General features: G+C 30.0%; 19 protein-coding genes and 2 rRNA genes. 9 read left to right on the top strand and 12 right to left on the bottom strand.

Going from position 1 to position 20,775, the window contains the following annotated elements:
* Positions 1-67 precede the first annotated feature (67 nt).
* Positions 68-337, bottom strand: coding sequence for a 30S ribosomal protein S20 (gene rpsT, locus MAGA_RS00980; RefSeq protein WP_004024358.1), 270 nt, complete (start codon positions 335-337; stop codon positions 68-70).
* 77 nt (positions 338-414) lie between these two features.
* Here rpsT and MAGA_RS00975 point away from each other — a divergent pair, with 77 nt between their 5' ends.
* Positions 415-969 (top strand): inorganic diphosphatase, encoded by a 555-nt coding sequence (locus tag MAGA_RS00975; RefSeq protein WP_013021848.1) that lies wholly within the window; start codon positions 415-417, stop codon positions 967-969.
* 49 nt (positions 970-1,018) lie between these two features.
* Here MAGA_RS00975 and MAGA_RS00970 read toward each other — a convergent pair whose 3' ends face one another.
* The gene (locus MAGA_RS00970) at positions 1,019-2,965 is read right to left on the bottom strand and encodes a transketolase-like TK C-terminal-containing protein (protein ID WP_013021847.1); all 1,947 of its coding nucleotides are present in this window, start codon (positions 2,963-2,965) and stop codon (positions 1,019-1,021) included.
* Positions 2,966-3,072: 107 nt separating this feature from the next.
* Between MAGA_RS00970 and MAGA_RS00965 the strand changes: the two genes are divergently transcribed.
* From MAGA_RS00965 to rsmG, 7 genes are all read left to right on the top strand, one after another.
* Complete coding sequence (locus MAGA_RS00965; RefSeq protein WP_013021846.1) at positions 3,073-4,017, top strand: endonuclease; 945 nt, start codon at positions 3,073-3,075, stop codon at positions 4,015-4,017.
* A 159-nt stretch (positions 4,018-4,176) separates the two neighbouring features.
* Positions 4,177-5,151, top strand: coding sequence for an MAG1890 family putative lipoprotein (locus MAGA_RS00960; protein ID WP_013021845.1), 975 nt, complete (start codon positions 4,177-4,179; stop codon positions 5,149-5,151).
* 289 nt (positions 5,152-5,440) lie between these two features.
* On the top strand, positions 5,441-5,566 hold the full coding sequence (locus MAGA_RS04860) for a hypothetical protein (protein ID WP_268741575.1): 126 nt from the start codon (positions 5,441-5,443) through the stop codon (positions 5,564-5,566).
* Positions 5,521-6,417 carry an MAG1890 family putative lipoprotein gene (locus tag MAGA_RS00955; protein WP_350222600.1) on the top strand — a complete coding sequence of 299 codons (897 nt, stop codon included), beginning with the start codon at positions 5,521-5,523 and terminating at the stop codon, positions 6,415-6,417. Before MAGA_RS04860 ends, MAGA_RS00955 begins: the two co-directional genes overlap by 46 nt.
* 381 nt (positions 6,418-6,798) lie before the next feature.
* On the top strand, positions 6,799-7,761 hold the full coding sequence (locus MAGA_RS00950; RefSeq protein ID WP_013021844.1) for an MAG1890 family putative lipoprotein: 963 nt from the start codon (positions 6,799-6,801) through the stop codon (positions 7,759-7,761).
* Positions 7,762-7,975: 214 nt separating this feature from the next.
* Positions 7,976-8,959 (top strand): ribose-phosphate pyrophosphokinase, encoded by a 984-nt coding sequence (locus tag MAGA_RS00945; RefSeq protein WP_004024351.1) that lies wholly within the window; start codon positions 7,976-7,978, stop codon positions 8,957-8,959.
* Positions 8,946-9,638 (top strand): 16S rRNA (guanine(527)-N(7))-methyltransferase RsmG, encoded by a 693-nt coding sequence (rsmG, locus tag MAGA_RS00940; protein WP_013021843.1) that lies wholly within the window; start codon positions 8,946-8,948, stop codon positions 9,636-9,638. The genes MAGA_RS00945 and rsmG overlap by 14 nt, the downstream gene beginning before the upstream one ends.
* A 55-nt stretch (positions 9,639-9,693) precedes the next feature.
* On the opposite strand, the gene rrf (MAGA_RS00935) is transcribed toward rsmG, so the two are convergent.
* The 9 genes from rrf (MAGA_RS00935) to def all read right to left on the bottom strand — a co-directional run bounded on the left by rrf (MAGA_RS00935) (position 9,694) and on the right by def (position 19,121).
* Positions 9,694-9,799, bottom strand: a 5S ribosomal RNA gene (gene rrf, locus MAGA_RS00935).
* Between the two features lie 127 nt (positions 9,800-9,926).
* Positions 9,927-10,253, bottom strand: a complete 327-nt coding sequence (locus MAGA_RS00930) for a hypothetical protein (RefSeq protein ID WP_013021842.1) — start codon at positions 10,251-10,253, stop codon at positions 9,927-9,929.
* A 211-nt stretch (positions 10,254-10,464) separates the two neighbouring features.
* Positions 10,465-10,570 (bottom strand): 5S ribosomal RNA (rrf, locus tag MAGA_RS00925).
* 137 nt (positions 10,571-10,707) lie between these two features.
* Positions 10,708-11,424: a ribonuclease HIII gene (locus tag MAGA_RS00920; RefSeq protein WP_013021841.1), complete on the bottom strand. Its 717-nt coding sequence runs from the start codon at positions 11,422-11,424 to the stop codon at positions 10,708-10,710.
* A 1-nt stretch (position 11,425) separates the two neighbouring features.
* A complete protein-coding gene (locus MAGA_RS00915) occupies positions 11,426-12,355 on the bottom strand; it encodes a Cof-type HAD-IIB family hydrolase (protein WP_013021840.1) in 930 nt (309 codons plus the stop codon).
* Between the two features lie 143 nt (positions 12,356-12,498).
* On the bottom strand, positions 12,499-15,084 hold the full coding sequence (gene parC, locus MAGA_RS00910) for a DNA topoisomerase IV subunit A (protein ID WP_013021839.1): 2,586 nt from the start codon (positions 15,082-15,084) through the stop codon (positions 12,499-12,501).
* 15 nt (positions 15,085-15,099) lie between these two features.
* Positions 15,100-17,025 carry a DNA topoisomerase IV subunit B gene (gene parE, locus MAGA_RS00905; RefSeq protein ID WP_013021838.1) on the bottom strand — a complete coding sequence of 642 codons (1,926 nt, stop codon included), beginning with the start codon at positions 17,023-17,025 and terminating at the stop codon, positions 15,100-15,102.
* A gap of 104 nt (positions 17,026-17,129) precedes the next feature.
* A complete protein-coding gene (locus tag MAGA_RS00900) occupies positions 17,130-18,548 on the bottom strand; it encodes a CvpA family protein (RefSeq protein WP_013021837.1) in 1,419 nt (472 codons plus the stop codon).
* A 9-nt stretch (positions 18,549-18,557) separates the two neighbouring features.
* On the bottom strand, positions 18,558-19,121 hold the full coding sequence (gene def / locus MAGA_RS00895) for a peptide deformylase (protein WP_013021836.1): 564 nt from the start codon (positions 19,119-19,121) through the stop codon (positions 18,558-18,560).
* Between the two features lie 68 nt (positions 19,122-19,189).
* On the opposite strand from def, the gene rsmD reads away from it, so the two are divergent.
* Positions 19,190-19,738, top strand: coding sequence for a 16S rRNA (guanine(966)-N(2))-methyltransferase RsmD (rsmD, locus tag MAGA_RS00890; RefSeq protein WP_013021835.1), 549 nt, complete (start codon positions 19,190-19,192; stop codon positions 19,736-19,738).
* Here the strand turns inward: rsmD and MAGA_RS00885 are convergent, their stop codons facing one another.
* A complete protein-coding gene (locus MAGA_RS00885; protein WP_226876353.1) occupies positions 19,739-20,755 on the bottom strand; it encodes a hypothetical protein in 1,017 nt (338 codons plus the stop codon).
* Between the last annotated feature and the right edge of the window lie 20 nt (positions 20,756-20,775).

The raw sequence follows: 20,775 nt of genomic DNA, 5'->3' as shown, positions 1-20,775 counted from the left end.
AAAAATCAGGCCTGCAACCTGATTTTAAATATAATTTTTGTGAAATTATAGAAGCTAAAATGCTTTATTATTGTTTTGATTTTTGTTCATTAACAAAGTGGTCTAAACGAGAAGATTTTCTTGCGCCTTTATTTGGGTGGTAAACACCTTTTTGTACTGCAGTAGCAATGATTGAGTGAGCTTCAGAAACTTTCTTTTCAAAGCCTTCTTCTTTTGCTAAAACAGCTTCTCTAGCTGCTCTAATAGCTTTTCTTACTCTAGTTTTCATTGCATTGTTTCTTTGTCTAAATTCTTCTTGTTTAGCAATACTTTTCACTTTTGATTTAATATTAGCCATATTAGCCTCCCTTTTTATTTAAATAAAAATCTGTTTAATTATACATTAAAATAATAATTTAGTATTATTATTACACTATGTCAAATGTAATAGAAATTAAAATTGAAATACCTAAAAATTCAAACATAAAATATGAATACAATCGTGAAGATGACCAAATTCACGTTGATAGAATTTTAAGAGGGGACTTTAAGTATCCTTGCAACTATGGTTTTATTCCAAATGCCTTAGACTGAGATGGCGATGAGTTAGATGTTTTACTTTATAGTCCCGAAACTTTTATTCCTGGTGTTGTTGTTAATGCTCGTATTATTGGTGCAATGAAAATGAATGATTCAGGTGAAACTGATACAAAATTAATTGCTGTACATGATGATGATTATCGTTTAGCTAACATTAATAGCTTAAAAGAGTTACCCGAACCATTTTTACTTGATATGGAAACATTTTTCAATAATTACAAAAATTGAAAAAAACCTAATTTAACAAAAGTTTTAGGCTTTGAAGATGAAAAGTGAGCTCTTGAAGAATTACAAGAGTGCAAAGAATTAATGAACAAATATGGCAAAATGCCTAAAAAAGAATTTGTTGCTAAGATGATGAAAGAACATCCTGAAAAATACACATTTTAAGACTAAAAAATGGACACTTTGCTTTGTCCATTTTTTATTTTTGATTTTTTTAATTATTTTTATCTAAAAAGCGTTTTATTTTGCTAATAATGTTTACAACATTAAAGCCCATATGTTCATAAACAACATTGCCTTTGTCTGAAAAACCATAATCACAAGCAAAAAGACCATCAATTTTATTATACTTGCTCAATTTATATCATAATGGATCGTTTGATGCTTCAAGTGCAAAAATAGGCTTTTGATCTAATTTTAACTTCTTAGCCAATTCATCATTATCAACTAATTTTTGCAATACTGGCACAGAAATAACATTAGCTTTTATTCCGTGATTTTGTAATTCCAAGGCTGTTTTATAGGCTAATTCGACTTCTGAGCCTGAAGCTAAAATTGATATATCAAATGCTTTATTTTCATAAACAAAACTAGCAGGAGTAAAGTCTAGAAACTTGGTAGAGTGCATTGTTTTAATAGGTTGTCTAGTACCTATTATAGCAACCTGAGTGTTTGTATTGTTATAAGCATAATTTAAGCCCATAACCAATTCATATTTGTCACATGGTCTAATGACTAATAAGTTAGGAATAGATCTTAAAACTGTAACTTGTTCAATTGGCTGGTGAGTTGGTCCATCATCGCCAACTAAATATGAATCGTGTGAGTATAAATGCACAGCAGGAAGCTTCATAATTGCGCCTAGTCTTAGTGCACCTTTAGCATAATCTGAAAAAGCTAAAAAAGTTGAATCAACTGTTTTTAAACCGCCATATAAATTAATGCCATTATTAATTGCTGTCATTGCAAATTCTCTAACACCATAATCAATTCTTTGACCATAATCTAAAACTGAATCAGCAAACTTAACCTTAGTTGATGAACCAACATCAGCACCGCCTCCAATTAAAAATGGATATGAAAAATCGACTATTTCACTAAAAGTTTTATAGTAGTCTCTAATTGCCAAATCATCCTGTTTTATAAGGATATTAGAAAAATCATAATTAGTTTTATTATTGATTGCTTCCAATAATAAAGAGTGAATTCAAGGAAACTCTTTTCTATGATTTTCTAATTCAATTAATCAATTTTGATACTCATTTTCTTTATTAGACATTAATAGCTGACAATGCTCATAGACATCTTTATCATATTCAAATGGAATGGTATTTTTTAAGCCTATAGCTTTTTTAAATTCTAAGGTTTGCTCACTAGTTAAAATTCCATGATGGCCTTTTGTAGTGTTTTCAAACGGAGTAAAAGGTGCTATTATGTTATGAACCATTATATAAGTAGGTTTATCCGACTTTTTAGCTTCAGTAATTGCTTTATTAACATTTAAATATGTTGCTTCATTAACCTCAATCACATTGAAACCTATGGCTTTAAAATAGGCTAATAAGTCAACATTACTTACATCAGAAACTTTAGTATCTAACTGAATTTTATTGTAATCATGAATCAAAATAAATTTATTAAGTTTCATAACACTAGCAATTTGCAATGCTTCAAGTGCAACGCCTTCTTGCAGACAGCCGTCTCCGGCTATAACATAGGTATAATTGTCAATTACTCTAGTATTTCCTTTATTAATCTTAAGTGACATTCTTTTTTCAGCTATAGCCATACCAACACCCATTGCAACACCTTGTCCTAATGGACCAGTTGAGGCGTCTACAAATTCAAAAGCATCTGTTTCAGGATGCGAAGGTGTTTTAAAATGATGTCTTTTATGATGCTTTAATTCATTTAATGATAAAAGTCCCAAGAAGTGCATCATGCTATAAAATGACATAGAAGCGTGACCAGCTGATAAAATTAATCTGTCTCTGCTTATTCATTTAGATTCTTGTGAACTAATTTTCATATGTTTAGCAACTACTGCATACATAATAGGACAAATATCAATGGCTGAGCCAATGTGTCCACCGCCTGCATTATTAATTGAGTCTAAAGCTATTGCTTGCATTGATGCAACAACTTTTTGATTAATATCCATAAAATTTACTCCGTTTTTAGTTTTATTAAGTCTGTATAACATTAATTCTACTATATTAAAGATTATAATTACTGTTGTAATTAACATAGGGATTATGAATCTAGATTATGAATAATAAATTAGCAAAACATAAATTTTTAAATTCAATAGGGGCTTTGTCAATTTCTGTTTTTCCACTAACAGTTTTATCAGCAACAGGATGTAATAATAAAAATGAAGCTAAGGAATCTAATGAATATAAGCTTCCTGAAAAGGCATTTTATGCCCAAAATGACTATTATAAAGCCTTAGAAGGCTTAAATGGTGTAGAACTTTATAAAGCTTTAATTGCCAACCAACACAAATATATTTCTGGAATTAAGCCTTATAGTTATTTAAAAAACATATACATGGATGCTTTTAAAGATCTTTATTATGAAAATGATAAATCGCTTTTAGATATTTATTCTGAAAATCCAAAAGATAAGGATCCTTATAATTATGCTTTTGGCAATTTTGGCTCATCTGCCAAAACTGAAGGAACAGGCTTTAACCGTGAGCATTTAGTGCCGCAGTCATGATTTAAAAAAGAAAAATTAGCTAGACAAGATGCACATCATGTTTGGCCTACTGACATACTTGTTAATAACAAAAGAGATAACTACCCTTTTGGTACTGTTACTGATTCTAAGTTCACTTCTAAAAATGGAACTAAGATAAATAATTCATTTGCTGAGCCTATTAATGAATTTAAAGGCGATATTGCACGAGCATACCTTTATTTTGCTCTAACACATGCTAGCAGAGTAGGGCTGCATAGTCAAGGCAGAGAAGTTTTTGCTTTTACAAATGACAAACCATTAGTTAATAAGTATTTTGAAACTTATGTAAAGTGGGCTAAAGATGACAAGATAAGTCTTTTTGATATCGTAAGAAATAATGAAATCGCTAAACATCAAGGCGGACTAAGAAACCCATTTAGTGATTACCCTGAATTAATCGATTTATTAATAAATCCTAACAAGAAGGTGTTTGTTAACAAAGGAATTTTAAAAACTGATATAGAAATTTAAATTTGTTAAGTTACTAATTTGACCAATAGTGCTGTTTTATATGAAAAAATGCCACTTTTTGGCATTTTTTCATACACTGATTTTTAGCTTTTACAATAAAATATGTTTTTGAAAACAAGCAACTTGTTTTATTTATATTTTTTAAAAGGAAAATAAATTATGAAAAAGTTAAATTCTAAAATCCCCCTGTTTAGCAAACTAGCCCTTAAAACAGGCTTATTCGTAGCTTCGCCCCTTGTAATTTCATCTAGCTGTTATGTTGCAAACGAAAGAGTTTATGATATATCATTAGACATTGAAAATAAAGGTTCCAAGCTATCAAGTGAGATAACATTTCATAACATAGCAGATCATGTTAAAGTTAATAAACCAGCACATGTTAATCTTGAATTTGTTTCAGTTACGCAAACAAATAATAGCTTAGAAGTTGAATACAGAATTATAGAAAAAGATAAAAGTAAAACATTGCCTAAAAAAATTTTAGTTACAGGATTTAAGGATTCAATTTACAACAATAACGTTGCTATAAATCCAAGCCCGCTTCCATATATTGATAAAACAGAACCTAAAACCAATGAAGAACCAAAGGTTAAGCTTGAAAGTATGTCTAGTGATCAAGCAGTGACTGACATTAATGGTAAGTCTAATAGTCAATCATCGCCGCAATCAAACAATACAGAACCAACAGAAAATGCCCTACCAAAAGGTCGTAAAATTAAAGAAACTGGATATAAATTGAGTGAACTTACAGCATATCCTTATGATCTTATTTCACTTGATGATGGCGCTAATAAAGAGGAACTAGTAAAAAAACTTGAAGTTGCAATAAGTAAAAAGACTGGTACAAACTCATCAGCTGAAATTGCTTTATTGTCTGGTTCTTTCTTTACAAAAGAAAATTCACAACTTGAAGGATTATCAATAAATAACACGATAAGTCAAGAAATTAAGAGCAAAATCAACACACATGGCTCTGCAACTATTGGTTATTTCTTTGAATCATACACAAGAGGCATTAGTGTAGAAAATCATGGCCAAAAAGAAACCAAAAAATATCTATTCAAATGACGCTTAGTCAAGGATGATAACAACCCTGGCACTAGAGTATATGAACAAATAATTGATCTATCTTAATTAGTTAGAAATTTTTTGACAAGAACCACAACATGTCTGTGGCGTTTTTTAGTTAACTTCTGCAAGAAATAAACATTAAGCGTCCCTGATACTTTAATAAGTATTCATATGTGCGCATTATTTTACCAATAATGCTGTTTTATACATAATAAATGGGAAAAAATGTCCATATTTATGGTTTAGAAATAACATTTCTTTACGTTATGCTTTCATCTTTTCAATCATAAATATAATTTTGGCAAACAAGCAAATTGTTTTATTAATATTTTTAAAAAAGGAAAACTTAACTATGAAAAGATCAATTACAAAAATTCCCCTGCTTAGCAAATTAGTCTTTAAAACAGGTATATTTATAACCCCCCCCTTCTTATTTCAGCTAGTTGTTACTCACAAAATGAAAAACCACACAACATAACTTTTGATGTAGAAAACAAAGGTGCAAAACTATCTAGTGATATAACACTAAGTAATATAAACGACCATGTTAAAATAAGTAAACCTGAGCACATAACCCTTGAATTTTTATCAGTTACACAAAGAAGTAATAGTTTAGAAGTTGAATACAAAATTATTAATAATAAAGATAAAAGTAAAACATTGCCTAAAAAAGTTTTGATTACAGGATTTAAAGACACAATATCCAACAGCAATAGCGCTATAAATCCTAATCCAGTTCCGCCGATTAATGAAAAAGAATTAGAAGATAACAAGAATCAAAAAGGTAAATCACAAGATGATACAGATAAGTTAAAAAAATCAGAGGAAAATTCTCCAAAAAATTCTGAATCATTGCCTGACAATAAAGAAAAATCAAATAATGAATCAAAAATTGATAGAACAATCAAAGAAACAGGATATAGACTTAATGAACTAACTGCATATACAGAAGATTTGTTTACTATTGATGAAGATGCAGACAAAGCAGCCCTTGCTCAGAAACTAGACAATGCAATAAATAGCACAATACGTTCTAAAACTCCTGGTGCAATAGCAATAGTAAGAGGCCTTTCTCGACCTAAATCAAACTGAGGATGATTGGATGGTCTTTCGACTAATCAGTCTCTAAAACCAGAAATTAAAGAAAGAATTAATACTCACACTAGTGAGCCAACATTAGGTTTCTTCTTCAATCAAGTTGAAAAAGGTATAAGTGTTTGATGACATGGAGATAGAAAAGATAAAAAATACCTTCTTAGATGACGTTTAATAAAAGAAGATGGTAAACCAGGAGACAAAGTTTATTCGCAAATTATTGATTTATCTTAGAAAATAATAGTTGCTAACACGGCAACTATTTTTGACACTTTTATTTTGCTATGTAATTACTACAAAACTTAATAAGTAGATGGTCCATGCGACATTACAGTATATCTAAATTATCTAATTAAGCATAAATAGTTAAAGTAACAAATTACTCAAAAAACATGATATTGACTAAAAAGAGTGTAATTTTTTCGCTATTTTTTAATTTTATCAATAACCCTGTTTTATAAGCATATATGGAAAGCAATTTTAATTTTTTTTATGCAAAAATGCCAATTTGCCTGTTTTTAAGGCTCATTTGTTCTATTGCTTTCTAATAAAATATAATTTTTACAAGCAAGCAATTTATTTTATTTATATTTTTTTAAAAAAGGAAAACCAACCATGCAAAAATTAAGAACAAAATTTCTCGCGCTTAGCAAATTAGCCCTTAAAACAGGCTTATTTATAACCCCCCCCCTTCTTATTTCAGCTAGTTGTTACTCGCCAAACAAAGACAAATACAATATACTACTTGATATCGAAAACAAAGGTTCTTTACTATCAAGTGATGTTACAATACACAATATAGAAAAGCATGCTAAAGTTTCTAAACCTGAGCACATAAAACTTGAATTTGTGTCAGTTACCCAAAGAAACAATAGCTTAGAAGTTGAATATAGAATTATAAATAAAGATAAAAGTAAATCATTGCCGAACAAAGTTGTAGTTACAGGATTTAAAGATTCATTGACAAATGAAAATATCATTATAAATCCTGTACTAATTCCCCCTATTAATCACGAAAAACCTATTATGAAAGATGCAGAAACAAGCACTGATGATGATTCAAGCTCATCAAGCACATCACGCACAGATTCAGGAACTCAAAGCGATTCCCCTGCTTCATCAGAACCAGAAAAAGCAAATAGTGAGCATTCTGGTGAACGTAAAATTAAGGAAAAAGGATATAAACTAAATGAACTAACTGCATATCCTTATGACTTAATTGATGTTGATGATGATGCTAACAAGACTGAGTTAGCTAAGAAGCTTGATGATGCTATTAGTCATAAATCTGGTGCTATAGGCTTAGTATACGGATCATTCTTTAGTAAACATAATAATTCGCCGCTTACTGGACTATCAATAAACAAATCTATAAAGCCTGAAACAAAAAGCCAAATTAACACACATAGTATGTCAGCGCCAATTGGATTCATTAGAAACAATGGTGAATTTGGCATAAAAGTTGAACACCATGGTGAAGCTAATAGTAAAAAGTACTTGTTTAAATGACGTTTAGTAAAAGAAGATGGAAGCTTTGGCTCAAAGGTTTATGAACAAATAATAGATCTTTCTGACTAAACAAAAAGCATAGAAATGTCACTATTTCTAAAAACACTGTTTTATAGTGTTTTTAGAAATTTTTTATAACGTTAAAAAAGTATTTATGACAAACAAAGTTAGTACACGCTTATGCTCCATACTTTTCTCAATTATGCCTATTTATAGGTATGTATAAAAGTATTGCATTATAATATTGATATAGCTTAAAATTAAGCAAGGAGAAATAAAATTTATGAACAACAATAATGCATTGCTTTTTGGTATGCCAAATTGCATTAAGCTAGCTGAAAGAATATCAAAAATGATAAACATTCCGCTTTCAACACTAACATTAACTAAATTTGCTGATGGCGAAACAATGCCAGTTAGTGATGAGGCTGTAAGGGGTAAGGATGTTTACATCATTGCTAGCACATCAAGACCAGTGAATGATAATTTAATGATTTTATACTTATTCATTGACTCACTAAAAAGAGCTAGCGCTAAGTCGATAAATATAGCATTAGCTTACTATGGTTATGCCCGTCAAGATAGAAAAGCTAGTGGTAGACAACCTATTGGTGCTAAATTAGTTGCTGACTTTTTAGAAACTGCTGGTGCATCAAAAATTATAACTGTTGACTTACATAACTCAGCAATACAAGGATTTTTCAATATCCCAATTGATGACTTAAAAGCTTCATTTACTTTAGCAAAAGCAATTAAAAGAAGCCATGAAAAATTTACAGTGGTTAGTCCTGACCACGGTGGTACAGTTAGAGCCAGAAGCTTAGCTGAATTAATTTCAAATGATATCAAAATCAGCATCATTGACAAACGTAGAACAGGCGTTAACCAAACTGAAGTTATGGGCCTAATTGGTGATGTTAAAGACCAAAATGCAGTTATTATTGATGATATTATTGACACTGGTGGGACAATTATTAAAGCTGCTGAAACACTAAAACAATATGGTGCTAAAAAAATTGTTATAGCAGCTACACATGGTATTTTTAGCAAAGGATTTGACATTTTTGAAAATAATCCTGCTGTTGAAAAAGTTATTATTACTGATTCAATAGATAATGATGAGTTATTAAACAAGTATAAAAAATTAGAGATTGTTAGTTTAGACAGATTTTTAGGAAGCGTTATTGATTGTTCAATTAATGGCAAATCTATCTCTATGCTTTATGATAAATTTGCAAAAGAAATAAAAGAGAATGAATATAAATAAAGAATATTTACTAAATAAATATAGCAAGCAAATTCCATTGCTTTATAAATATGCTCAAATGATTTATGAGCAAAATAAGGTAATGAATATTTGCGGTTTTGACAGCATTGATGAAATATTTAATCAAGGTATTTTGGGTTCAATTTTAGTTTTTGAAAACGCAATTAGTGAATATAACTTTGATTTTAAAGGCAAAAAAATTCTAGATATAGGGGCTGGAGCAGGATTCCCTTCAGTGCCTTTATTAATTGCACTAGATAATGAATTTGAGTTAGTTATTATTGAAAGCATCGCCAAAAGATGTGCATTTTTGGAAACCATTAAGACTGAGTTTAAGCTTAATTTAACAATAATTAATGACAGAGCTGAGAATATAAATAGCTATAATTCTTACTTTGATTATGTATGCGCTAGAGCACTAGGATCTGTTGTCAAAATATATTTAATGGCAAATCATCACCTTGCCCAAAATGGCTGTTTTATACTGCCTAAAGGAAAAAACTATCAAGATGAAGTTGCTGAGTTTCAAGCTAAATTTAACTTAGAAAAAGGCAATATCACATTCTTTGAATATGAAGATAAAATTAATAACGAGCACTCTTCATTAGTAGTAGTTAAAAAAACAAAGCCAACTCCTAGAGGCTGGCCTTGAAAATGAGCAAAAATTAAAAATTATTAGGTAGCTTTTGCTACCTTTTTTTTGGTCACGACTCTTTTTTATTTAAAAAAAATAAAAAAAGCAGCTCCCTATTTTCCCATCTCTGGTATCTTCGGCGCTAAAGGGCTTAACTACTGAGTTCGGAATGGTATCAGGTGATCCCCTTTGCTATGGCCACTGATAATTATTTTAGCACAATTAAAAAATAAGTCAAAATATTTTTTAATTTTTTTAATTGATTCAGAGCTGTCAAAAAATCTTATTCTGGCACAAATAAAAAAACCGCATTATCGGCGGTTTAATTTAATATTAGTTGGTTGGTCTTAATAAAGCTATTAGTGCTCCAATAAATGAAAGTCATGGAATAAATAGTCCTATAATTAGTAAAATTCTAGCTATAGTCCCGACTTTGTGGAACAATAATAAAATATTTATTAGAAGCATAATAACTGGAATTGCTACAACAAAGGCTCATAAAACAAAAATTGTTCCTGATGCAAATGCAGCACTTATAGTAGTACCTTGGGCGTGATTATACAAATCTTTACCAAATATTGCTAATAAAACAACAACAATAGCAAATGCAATCGGATAGGTAACAAGATATGATATAGATAATCTTTTAGTTCTAGACATTGCTCTCCTTTACATTAAAGCATAGTTTGACTTAGCGAGCTAAGCCGCATTATTATAATATGAATAGTATAAAACAATATTGTTATGATAATTAAGTTTGCAAAAATTATGGCAACTTTTTTTATATTCTAGAGCCCTAACGCCATATTTTTTTCAAAAATTAACTGAATTTTTAAAACTAATGAAACTAAATATGCCAAAAAGAAAATAAAAAAAGCAGCTCCCTATTTTCCCATCTCTGGTATCTTCGGCGCTAAAGGGCTTAACTACTGAGTTCGGAATGGTATCAGGTGATCCCCTTTGCTATGGCCACTGATAATTATTTTAGCACAATTAAAAAATAAGTCAAAATATTTTTTAATTTTTTTAAAAGGCAAAAAATTTAAAAATATTAGCATCTAGAATAACTAGTTAATTTGCAACAGTAATTATTTATTAGCATGATAGCGAACTGCTATTCTAAAATCTTCATCTTAAAGCTTTTCTTGCATGTGTTTAAAATCACATCTTCACTATAATTGTGTTTTGCAAAAAAATTCTTAGCGAATTCACTTACTTTTTTACCTGCTCCAAGAGGAAAAATTGTGTTATATTCTTCATTCATTTTAGCAATCAATGTTAAAAACTGATCTCTTGCTAATATAGAAGCTGCAGCAACACTAATGCTATATGATTCAGCATTGTTAGCTATTAAAACATCTTCATTAATTTCTTTAAAATTAGCTCAGTTATTACTTATAACTAGCTCATTGTAATACTTTAACATATTTTCAGCTGATGCATATTTGTCAATAAGTATGTAATCATGTTTATCGTTTTCTAACTTAGCACTCAATGAATTAATAGCTTTAAGATGCACAAACATTTTTAGAATGTGAGCATTGTAATTTTTGTTTAATTTGTTGTATCCGGAAGGATTTAAGTGTGCTAAAGAATAAGAAATTAGCTTGCTACTTTTAAGCTTAGCAGCAAGCTCTTTAATCTTTTTATCACTTATTTTTTTGCTATCTTTAATACCTAATTGTGCTACTTTAGATACATTTTTAGCATCAATAAAAACAGCACAGGCACAAAGCGGACCAAAATAATCGCCAACACCCACTTCATCAATGCCTATTATGCTTTTATTTTCAAGCAAATTGCTGTCAACATCAAAGTCTAAAAGCTTCAAGTTATTCTTCTTCCTGAATAGATACTTTTCTCATTTTTAGTGCCATTGCTTTTGATTTAGCTATTTCTTTTTCAGGATTATCTAAAAACTTGTCAATGTATTCACCTACAGCACCATCTTTGTTAGTTTTCTTCAATCTCACTGTAGCATGTCTTTTAACTAAATCAGAAGCATTACCTAAAACAACAGATACTGTTGCCACCTTAAACATAGGCACATCGTTAAATCCATCACCAAAAGCAATAGTATGGTCTAAATCAACACCATAATATCTAGATAGTAAAGAAAGTGCCCTTCCCTTATTTACAGTAACATTGGTAATATCAAATACTGGTGTAAGTCCTTCCCCTTTTGATCAGTAAGAAAATTCACCAAGGTCACCATATCTAGCTCTTAGATACCTTCTTAATTCTTCAGCGTCAGTTGTTTCCTTAACATCAAAAACAATTCCAGTTGGACTCAAAGGAACCTTGTTAAGGTTAATTCCAACTGTAAATTTTTCAGCTGAACTAAAGCCAAAAACTGCTTCAATATCTTCATCACGGTGTTCTAATTGAACTCAGCCTGGCCCTTCAATTGCAAGGTTTGAAATTTCTCTTTTTACTTTTTCATCACCAAGAATGTAAAGCATTTCATTTAAGTTTAAATACTTAATATGAGGAATAAAATTATCATCTTTTGGATTGTGAATTTGTGCGCCATTATAGTTAGAAACAACAGTATTAAGTCCTAATTTGTCATATATTGGTTTTGTACTTCTTCAAGGACGTCCTGTAAAAATACATACAACATGTCCTTCTTCTTTTGCTCTTTGAATAGCTTTAATACAATTTTCAGGAACTATGTTTTCCCTACTTGAAGAGAGCAAGGTTCCATCTAAATCAATGGCAAAAAGGAACTTTTCCTTTTTATTATCAGTTAATGCGCTCATAATTTTCCTTATAACGTTAGTTTATGAATATAAAAATATTTTCATAATTAATTTTACCAATTTTTGAAATTTTCATAAAATTAATAAAAAATAGAGCCTTTAGCACTATAAAACAATTGTTTTAGTAATTTTATTAAAATTTGCTATTTTTTATCTTTCTTTAGTAATTCATCTACTTTTGAAAGTATTTCATCAATAGTTAAATCAATTGAATTTTTGGTTTCAATTGCATCATTCATTATTTGCTCTTCAACTACTGATTCTTTATCATAAGAGTGAATGTTTGAATTTTCACCTTCACTTGAATAATTAGAGATTAATGACACAGTACGCAAGTCATCAACATCAAAATTAATAAATTTTACATAGGCTGCTTTTGCATAATCTTGTATTTTTTCAAAATGGGCTTGGCCTTGATTGTTTACAATTAATATTTTAGAACTAGATTGTAATGAATCACACTGTTTTATAGGGCTATTAGTCCTACTTTTAGCAAATAATGCAACACCTTTGTTTGCTTTGGAAACTTTTGTTATTTCTGAAACATTAACAACTTTAGCTTTATTGTTAGCATTAATTAATACAACTGAATCATTAGAACTTACAACTGCAAATGCTGATAATTCATCATAATTTGCTAAATAACAAGCTTTATTTCCATTTGATTTTAAACCATAAATAGGGACTTCATTTTCTGAATATAATGAAGCAAAATTATTTTTAGTTATAAGCAATACATCTTTTAAGCCGTTTGATATCTTAGCTCCAATTAATTCATCATCATTTTTGAGCTTCATGGCGACAAATGTTTTGCTAAATCTAGAAACATCAAATTCTTTTAATAAAACTTTCTTGCCTTGTCCTTTTTTAGTAAATAAGCAAACATAGTTAGATGAATCAAAATCTGAAACTTTGATAGCACTAACTAACTCTTCGCCTGAAGCTAAATCAACAAAGTCACTAAGATGAGTTCCGAACTCTTTCCACTTTGACTCATGTACCTTAAAAACAGGCAAATAAGCATAATTCCCGAAGTTTGTAAAAAGCAATAATTTATCTAATGAACTAGCATTATCATAAAACAAAATATTGTCATCTTCTTTTATGCCATAAGTATTAATTAAATTAGATTCATATATTTTTTTAGAAACTTTTTTAATGTATCCAAATTTACTAATACCTAAAAATACTTGCTCTTCTTTAACTAAATCCTCTTGATTTATAGAGGCTTTTATTTGTTCATTTTCAATTGAAGTTCGTCTTGGTCTACCAAATTTTACCTTAAGATCTTTAAATAAAGCAATTAAGTATTTGTTAAATTCATCTGAATCATTTAATAACAATTCACATTGCTTAATTTTTTCTTCTAGCTCTTCTTTTTCAATTAAAAATGATTGCTCATCAGTTTTACTTAATTTATAAAGTCTTAACTCAGCTATAGCTGTAGCTTGATTTAAGGTAAAGTCAAAAGCTGACATCAAATTATCAATAACACCTTGCTTAGAGTTCTCGCTCTTACGAATTACTTCAATAACTTTGTCAGATATTTTAGCAACCTTTAAAAACCCAATTACTATTTCGAGTCTTTCTCTGTGCTTAATTAAATCAAACTCGATAGTTTTGATTTTTATGTCCTTAACATGCTTTAAATATGCATCTAAAAGTGCAGAAATACCTAGCGTTTTTGGTGTGTAATTATCAATAACTACATTATTGTAGTTGTAATAAACTCTCATTTGGGTTTTTAAAAAAAGATAATTTACAATCACATTTTCATCAGCTTCTTTGTCTAATGTAATTAATATATTAATGCCATTACGGTCAGTTTGATCTTTAACTTCCAAAAGACCAGCTACCTCTTCAGAATCTACGATTAAGTCTATTTCATGGACTAATTTGGATTTTACAACGCCATATGGAATTTCAGTAATTTCAATATATTTATATTTATTATCAGCATAAACACTGTATCTTGAAGCTAGAGTTATTCTGCCCTTTCCTCTTTCGAAAGCTTCATGAATTCCATCAGTTCCATAAATTATTCCGCCTGTTGGAAAATCTGGTCCTTGAATAATTTTAGCTAACTTACTAAGTTCAATAGCAGGGTTTTTAACCTTAGCAATAGCAGCATCTAATATTTCATTTAAATTATGTGGCGGCATTTCAGTGGCAAAACCTGAAGCAATACCTGTTGATCCATTAATTAATAAATTAGGAATCAAAACCGGCATAACCACAGGTTCTTTTTCTGAATCATCAAAATTAGGAGCAAACTTAACTGTGTTTTTTCTTATATCACCAATAACATAATTAGCAATTTCAGAAAGCCTTACTTCAGTATAACGCATTGCAGCGGCTGGATCATCGTCGATTGAACCTACATTTCCATGCATTTCGACTAAAGTATGCCCCATTTTTCACTCTTGCCCCATTCTAACCATGGCATCATAAATCGAAGTATCGCCATGCGGGTGATATTTACCAATAACATCGCCAACAACACGGGCTGATTTTTTAAACGGTTTATTGTTTTGCAAGCCTAAATCATACATAGAATAAAGAATTCTTCTTTGCACAGGTTTAAGACCATCACGTACATCTGGAAGTGCTCTTTGCTGAATAACATATTTAGAGTAGCGACTAAATCTATCAGCTACTACTGTATCAAGGTTTTCTCGAATAATCTTTGATAACAAATCATTTAATTGTTGTTCTTTTTTCTTATTCATAATTTACCTATAAAGTTATATTTCAAAGTCATCTTCTAGTGTGAAATTAACATTTTTATTAATTCATTCTTTTCTAGATTCAACATTATCGCCCATCAGTGTTGAAACTCTTCTTTCTGCTAATGCAGCATCTTGAATTCTTACTTGAATTAAAGTTCTTGTTTCTGGATTCATTGTTGTTTCTCACAACTGATCTGCGTTCATTTCACCTAAACCTTTATATCTTTGCACTTCTGCATTTTTCATCTTGGTTTGCAAAAGCTCTTTTAACTCATTTTCGTCTCAGGCATATAAAATTTCCTTTTTTGCCTTGTTTATAGTCAGTTTGAACAAAGGAGGCAGGGCAATATATACCTTTCCTTCTTCAATTAATCTGCGCATATGTCTAAAGAAAAAGGTCAAAAGCAATATTTGAATATGCGCTCCATCAGTATCAGCATCGGTCATGATAATAACTTTGTCATACTGGATTTTGTTAATATCAAAATCTTGTCCAATGCCGGCACCTATTGCATTAATTATGGTGTTTATTTCTTCATTTTTAAGAATATCAATTAGTCTTGCTTTTTCAGTGTTTATAACTTTTCCTCTAAGTGGTAAGATGGCTTGGTATCTTCTGTCTCTACCTGATTTAGCTGATCCACCAGCTGAATCCCCTTCAACTAGGAAAAGCTCTTTTTCTTTAACATTTTTAGTTTGTGCTGGAGTTAGCTTACCGCTTAAAATTTGCTTTTCCTTCAGTGCGCTTTTAGTTTTTCTAGCTTCTAAACGTGCTTTTCTAGCCGATTCACGCGAATCGGATGCACGCTTGATTTTGTCTAAAATTTTTTTAGCTATTTGCTTGTTTTCAGTTATTCATGTTTTTAAATTTTTGCTTACTGCTTCTTCAACAGCACTCTTAGCCTCAGGTGTGCCTAATTTGTCTTTTGTTTGACTAACAAACTCTAAATATTTCTCAGGTATTTTGACTGATAATACTACAGTTAAACCTTCACGGACATCTTCTCCATCAAATGTATTTTTGCCTTTTAATACCTTTTCATCAAGTGCAAAGTCATTAAAAGTTTTAGTTATTGCAGATTTAAGCCCAATTTCATGAGTTCCGCCATCTCTAGTTTTTACGTTATTAACAAATGATAATATTGTTTCATTAAAGCCGTCAGTATATTGAAAACCACACTCAATTTCTATTTCGTTAACGACTTGTTTAAAGGAATAAACGTTAAATAAAGCAGTTTTTGAATCATTAATAAATTCAACAAAAGCCTTGATACCATTTGAGTATTTAAACTCTTCACTTCTTTCACTTTGCTCATCAATTAATTTAATAGAAAGATTGCTAATTAAAAAGCTGCTTTCTCTTAATCTTTCGGCAATTGTTTCAAAATTGAACTTGGCTTTTTTAAATATTTCATAATTTGGCCAGAATTGAATTGAGGTTCCTCTTTTGTTTGTTGAGCCTATAATGTGCGTCTTTTGCACAATATTGTCACCATTTTCAAAAATGGTCTCATAAATATGTTTGTCCCTATAAACAAGGCATTTTAGTTTATTACTCAAAGCATTAACAACTGATGAACCAACACCATGCAGACCACCTGAAGTTTTGTAAGCACCTTCATTAAATTTTCCACCTGCATGAAGCTCAGTAAAAACTAACTCCACAGCGCTTTTGCCACTTGGAGTTTTGCCAACAGGAATCCCACGACCATTATCAGAAACAATAACGGATCCATCTTTTTTTAAGATAACAATAATTTCATTTGCTTCGCCAGCTAAGGCTTCATCAATTGAGTTATCCACTATTTCCCAAATTAAGTGATGTAAACCATTAACATCAGTTGACCCAATATACATTCCAGGTCTTTTTCTAACAGCTTCTAGGCCTTTTAATTGTTGAATACTACTTGCATCGTAATTAGAATTACTCATATAATTCATTATATAATAATCTAAAAATGATGGTTGCTTAATGTTGTTATTTAGCCTAGCTTATTGATGTCAATACCTATAAAACAGCCTAAAAGGATAAATAAAAATACAAGCTAGTTGCTTGTATCTTCAGGAATAATAAACATATTGTCAATAACTGATGAAACTATTCAGTAGATTTTTTGATGAATTGTTTGAATAGTTACTCACTCTTTCATTTTTTCTTCATTAAGCTCGCCTCTGTCATAGATAAACTTGCTTGTTCCTTTTGCTTTATCATAAGTATTTTTTTCAAACAAATCAAACAATATGTCTTTCATTCTACTTACATATTCTTTGCCATAGACTTGGATTTTGTAATCAGGATGCATATTAAATTTTAATTGAGCAGCATTTAAAATATCTCAGACAGGTTCAGTTTGATTTACTAAATCATATATTTCATTAAAGCCTTGAGATGCTTGAGAATCATTAAGTCCTAATTTACTTAAGTATTCTACTATTTTAAATGATTCAGGTGTTGCAGTATATAACTTAAAAATGTTGTTTATTTTATCAATATTGCCAAGTTTTGATTGAGCATTCTCACTGGTATCAGTTAATATTTCAGTTTTTCCAGACTCTTTATCATATTTAAGAGCATCGCTCTTTGATGATGTGTTGAAGTTGAAATACAACGAAATTGCGTTTTTCTTTTTTGCATTATCACCAAGAATAAACGGGATTAATCCATTTATAACCTTTTGTTGTTCATTTTTATCATGAATATTTTTTAATACATTTGCACTTAATATAGGTTTAGCGTTGCCTTGCGCATCAGAAGAAACTAAAATATAATTTTCTGGTCTTACAAATTGTTGTAAATACCATTCAAATGCATTAATTACCGATTCATTATTGTTGCTTTCATTATTAGATGTTAATAAATCATTGCCAATTTTAGCACTAGCAATTAGTCCTGGTGTATATCTTGAAACACCTTCAGCTTTTTTAAATGATATTGCACTAAGCATCTTGTTATTAGCTTCGATAACTTTATTATTCGCAGTCATAAATCCAGTAACATTGGCTGCTAATATTGCGCAAGGAACTATTCCAGCAGTTGATAAAATTGCTCCTAATGAACGGCTTCCAACAGTTGAAACTTTGTTCTCACGCATATTTTTAAGAGGTTTTCTAATAACTTTTCTTAAAATTAGCGAAATTATTTCGGCAACTATTAAAAATAACACTTGAATTCCAAACATTACTATTCCATAAAACATTTTTCGTAGTATTTCAGCATCAACTTGCTTATTACCAGGAAGAGTTATTTTAGTATTTTGCACAATAATTTCAACTACAGGTTTAGCGGCGAATAAACCTACAATTCAGCCAGTTAAGCCAAATAATAAAATTATTAGTCCCCCATAAATTCCTCTTTTTAAGCCAGATAATATAGCTAAAACAACAATAAAGATAACTAAAATGATGGGGATCAAAATTGACCAAGAATTAAATGCAATCTTTTCGAAACTTTCGATTATTTTCATAATTGCTCCTTAATAAATTAATTCTCCTTTGGAAGAGTCTCAAGGATTATTATTATCAATTCTGTCAATGAACAACTTGCCTTCTAAATGGTCCAATTCATGCTGAGCAACAATTGCTGGATAGCCACTAAGATCATATCTTTTTATCTTTTTCTCAAAATATGAATAAGCTTCGATAACAATCCTTTTATGCCTATAAACAAGCCCTGATTGATTAGGTATATTTCTCCTAACACTTAAGCATCCTTCTCCTTGTGAAAGGGCAATTTTTGAGTTAGACATAGCTATAATGGTGGGATTAAAAAAGACATCTCTTAATATTTGACTTTTATCATCAACCATGTCTTCAGTTATATTAATATAAAAAACTCTTTTTAAAATGCCATATTGAACAGCAGCAACACCAACTCCTGCTTGAAACTTAGAGCCTTGCTTTTGACTATCGTCAATATGATAAATCATTGTTTTTGCAAGTTCAATGTCTTCGCTAGTTAATGGAATTGGAACATTTTCTGATTTTTTTCTCAAAACCTTTTTAGGTAGCTTAACTAAATCTACATTATAAACACTCATAGAAATATTATAATTTAAAAATATTGATGCTCATATAATTGATTTTATTAAAGAACTTAAGGAACTAAATGATAAGAGTTATTTCAGGCAAGTATAGGCACAGGCTTTTAAATTGGCCAAAATCTAAAGACATTAGACCAACAATGGATAAAGTTCGTGAAGCTATTTTTTCTTCACTTAGAATGCAGCTTGAAGGCAAAATTGTGCTTGACCTTTTTGCAGGCTCAGGCTCAATGGCTATTGAAGCAGTAAGTAACTATGCAATGAAAGCCGTTGCAGTTGAAAAAGATAAGGAAGCAGTTAAGATAATTTATGAAAATGTTAATGCTTTGCAAATAAATAATATTGAAGTTTTTAATACTAATGCACTAGCGTTTTTAAAGTCTAAAACTGGCAGAGTTTTTGACTATATTTTTCTAGACCCACCATATGCAGAATATGATTTGCTTAATGAGTGTATAAAATTAGTTAAGCAAAATGACTTTTTATCAAAAAATGGCTTAATTGTTGTTGAAACTAATGATGGTGAAAAAATAACTCTTCCTGAAGGACTAATGGTTCAGAAAAATAAAAAATATGGCAAAGTCCATATTCTATATATTAGTCATATAAGTTAACTAAATTAAAATTGATGTTTTGTTCATTATTTCAGTTAGTAGTCATACATGATTTAGTAATGTTGATGCAACGTCAACTGATTTTAATATGCTAAATAATTCATTTTGTGACTTAAATCATATGCTTAACTTTGCTGACTTTTCATTGTATAACAATCCAAAGCCATTTTGTTCTAATCTAAATTCAGAAGCAAATTTCTTAAGGTCATCAATTAATGCATTTGAAAGCGATTTATTTGTTGCATATAAGCCTATTTCACTATCTAATTCGACAAATTCAGAATCAATATTTTTAATAAGTTCTTCTTTATTATTAAGTTGCTTAAGAGCATAAAAACTTGAGTGTTGTGACTTATTAATAAACTCGGGACTAACAGCACATTCTAAAAGCAAAACATTATCTTTTACATTACTGTTTCTTAATATTTCTACTTCATTAATAGTTCATTCATTTTTGTTATCTATATCATGCGCAGTAAATGTTTTAACAACGGTTGCGCTTTCGACTTTGTCTTCTTTTGAATACATTTCTAAGGCTGTTTTATAGACTTCAGAATTAGTTTCTTCTGGTTTAGAAAATTCTAAATTAGCATAAGTAAATATTTTAGAAATTACAGGTGCAAAGTCAACTTTTTTATAAGCTTGTTGCTTGGTTTTGAATTTATTTGAAAAGTATAAAGAAAGTATGTATGAACCAGCAAGCATAAAAATTATTATTAAAGCAAAAAGAGCTCAACTTATATTTTTTACTGTATCAGAAACAGGTGCTACTTTCGAAACTTCAGCTGCATTTTTTACTGCCCAAGGATCTAATTTATTAAAAAGTATTAAAGGTATTAAAAGTAAAAGTGCTATAGATAATAGTGAGATAGATAGAATAAAAAAAATGAAAGTTTTTTTAGCTTCAATTGTTGTTTTTTCTTTAAGCATCTTTTTGAACTCATCTTTAGACAATGTGTTAAGTTCTTTTGAAATTTCATCATACTTATGATGCATATTTGCAGTTATTGATGTCATTTAAGCCTCCTTTTTTATTT

The organism is Mycoplasmopsis agalactiae, from assembly GCF_000089865.1.
GTDB lineage: Bacteria > Bacillota_I > Bacilli_A > Mycoplasmatales > Metamycoplasmataceae > Mycoplasmopsis > Mycoplasmopsis agalactiae_B.
This window is presented reverse-complemented; position numbering and strand designations above follow the sequence as displayed.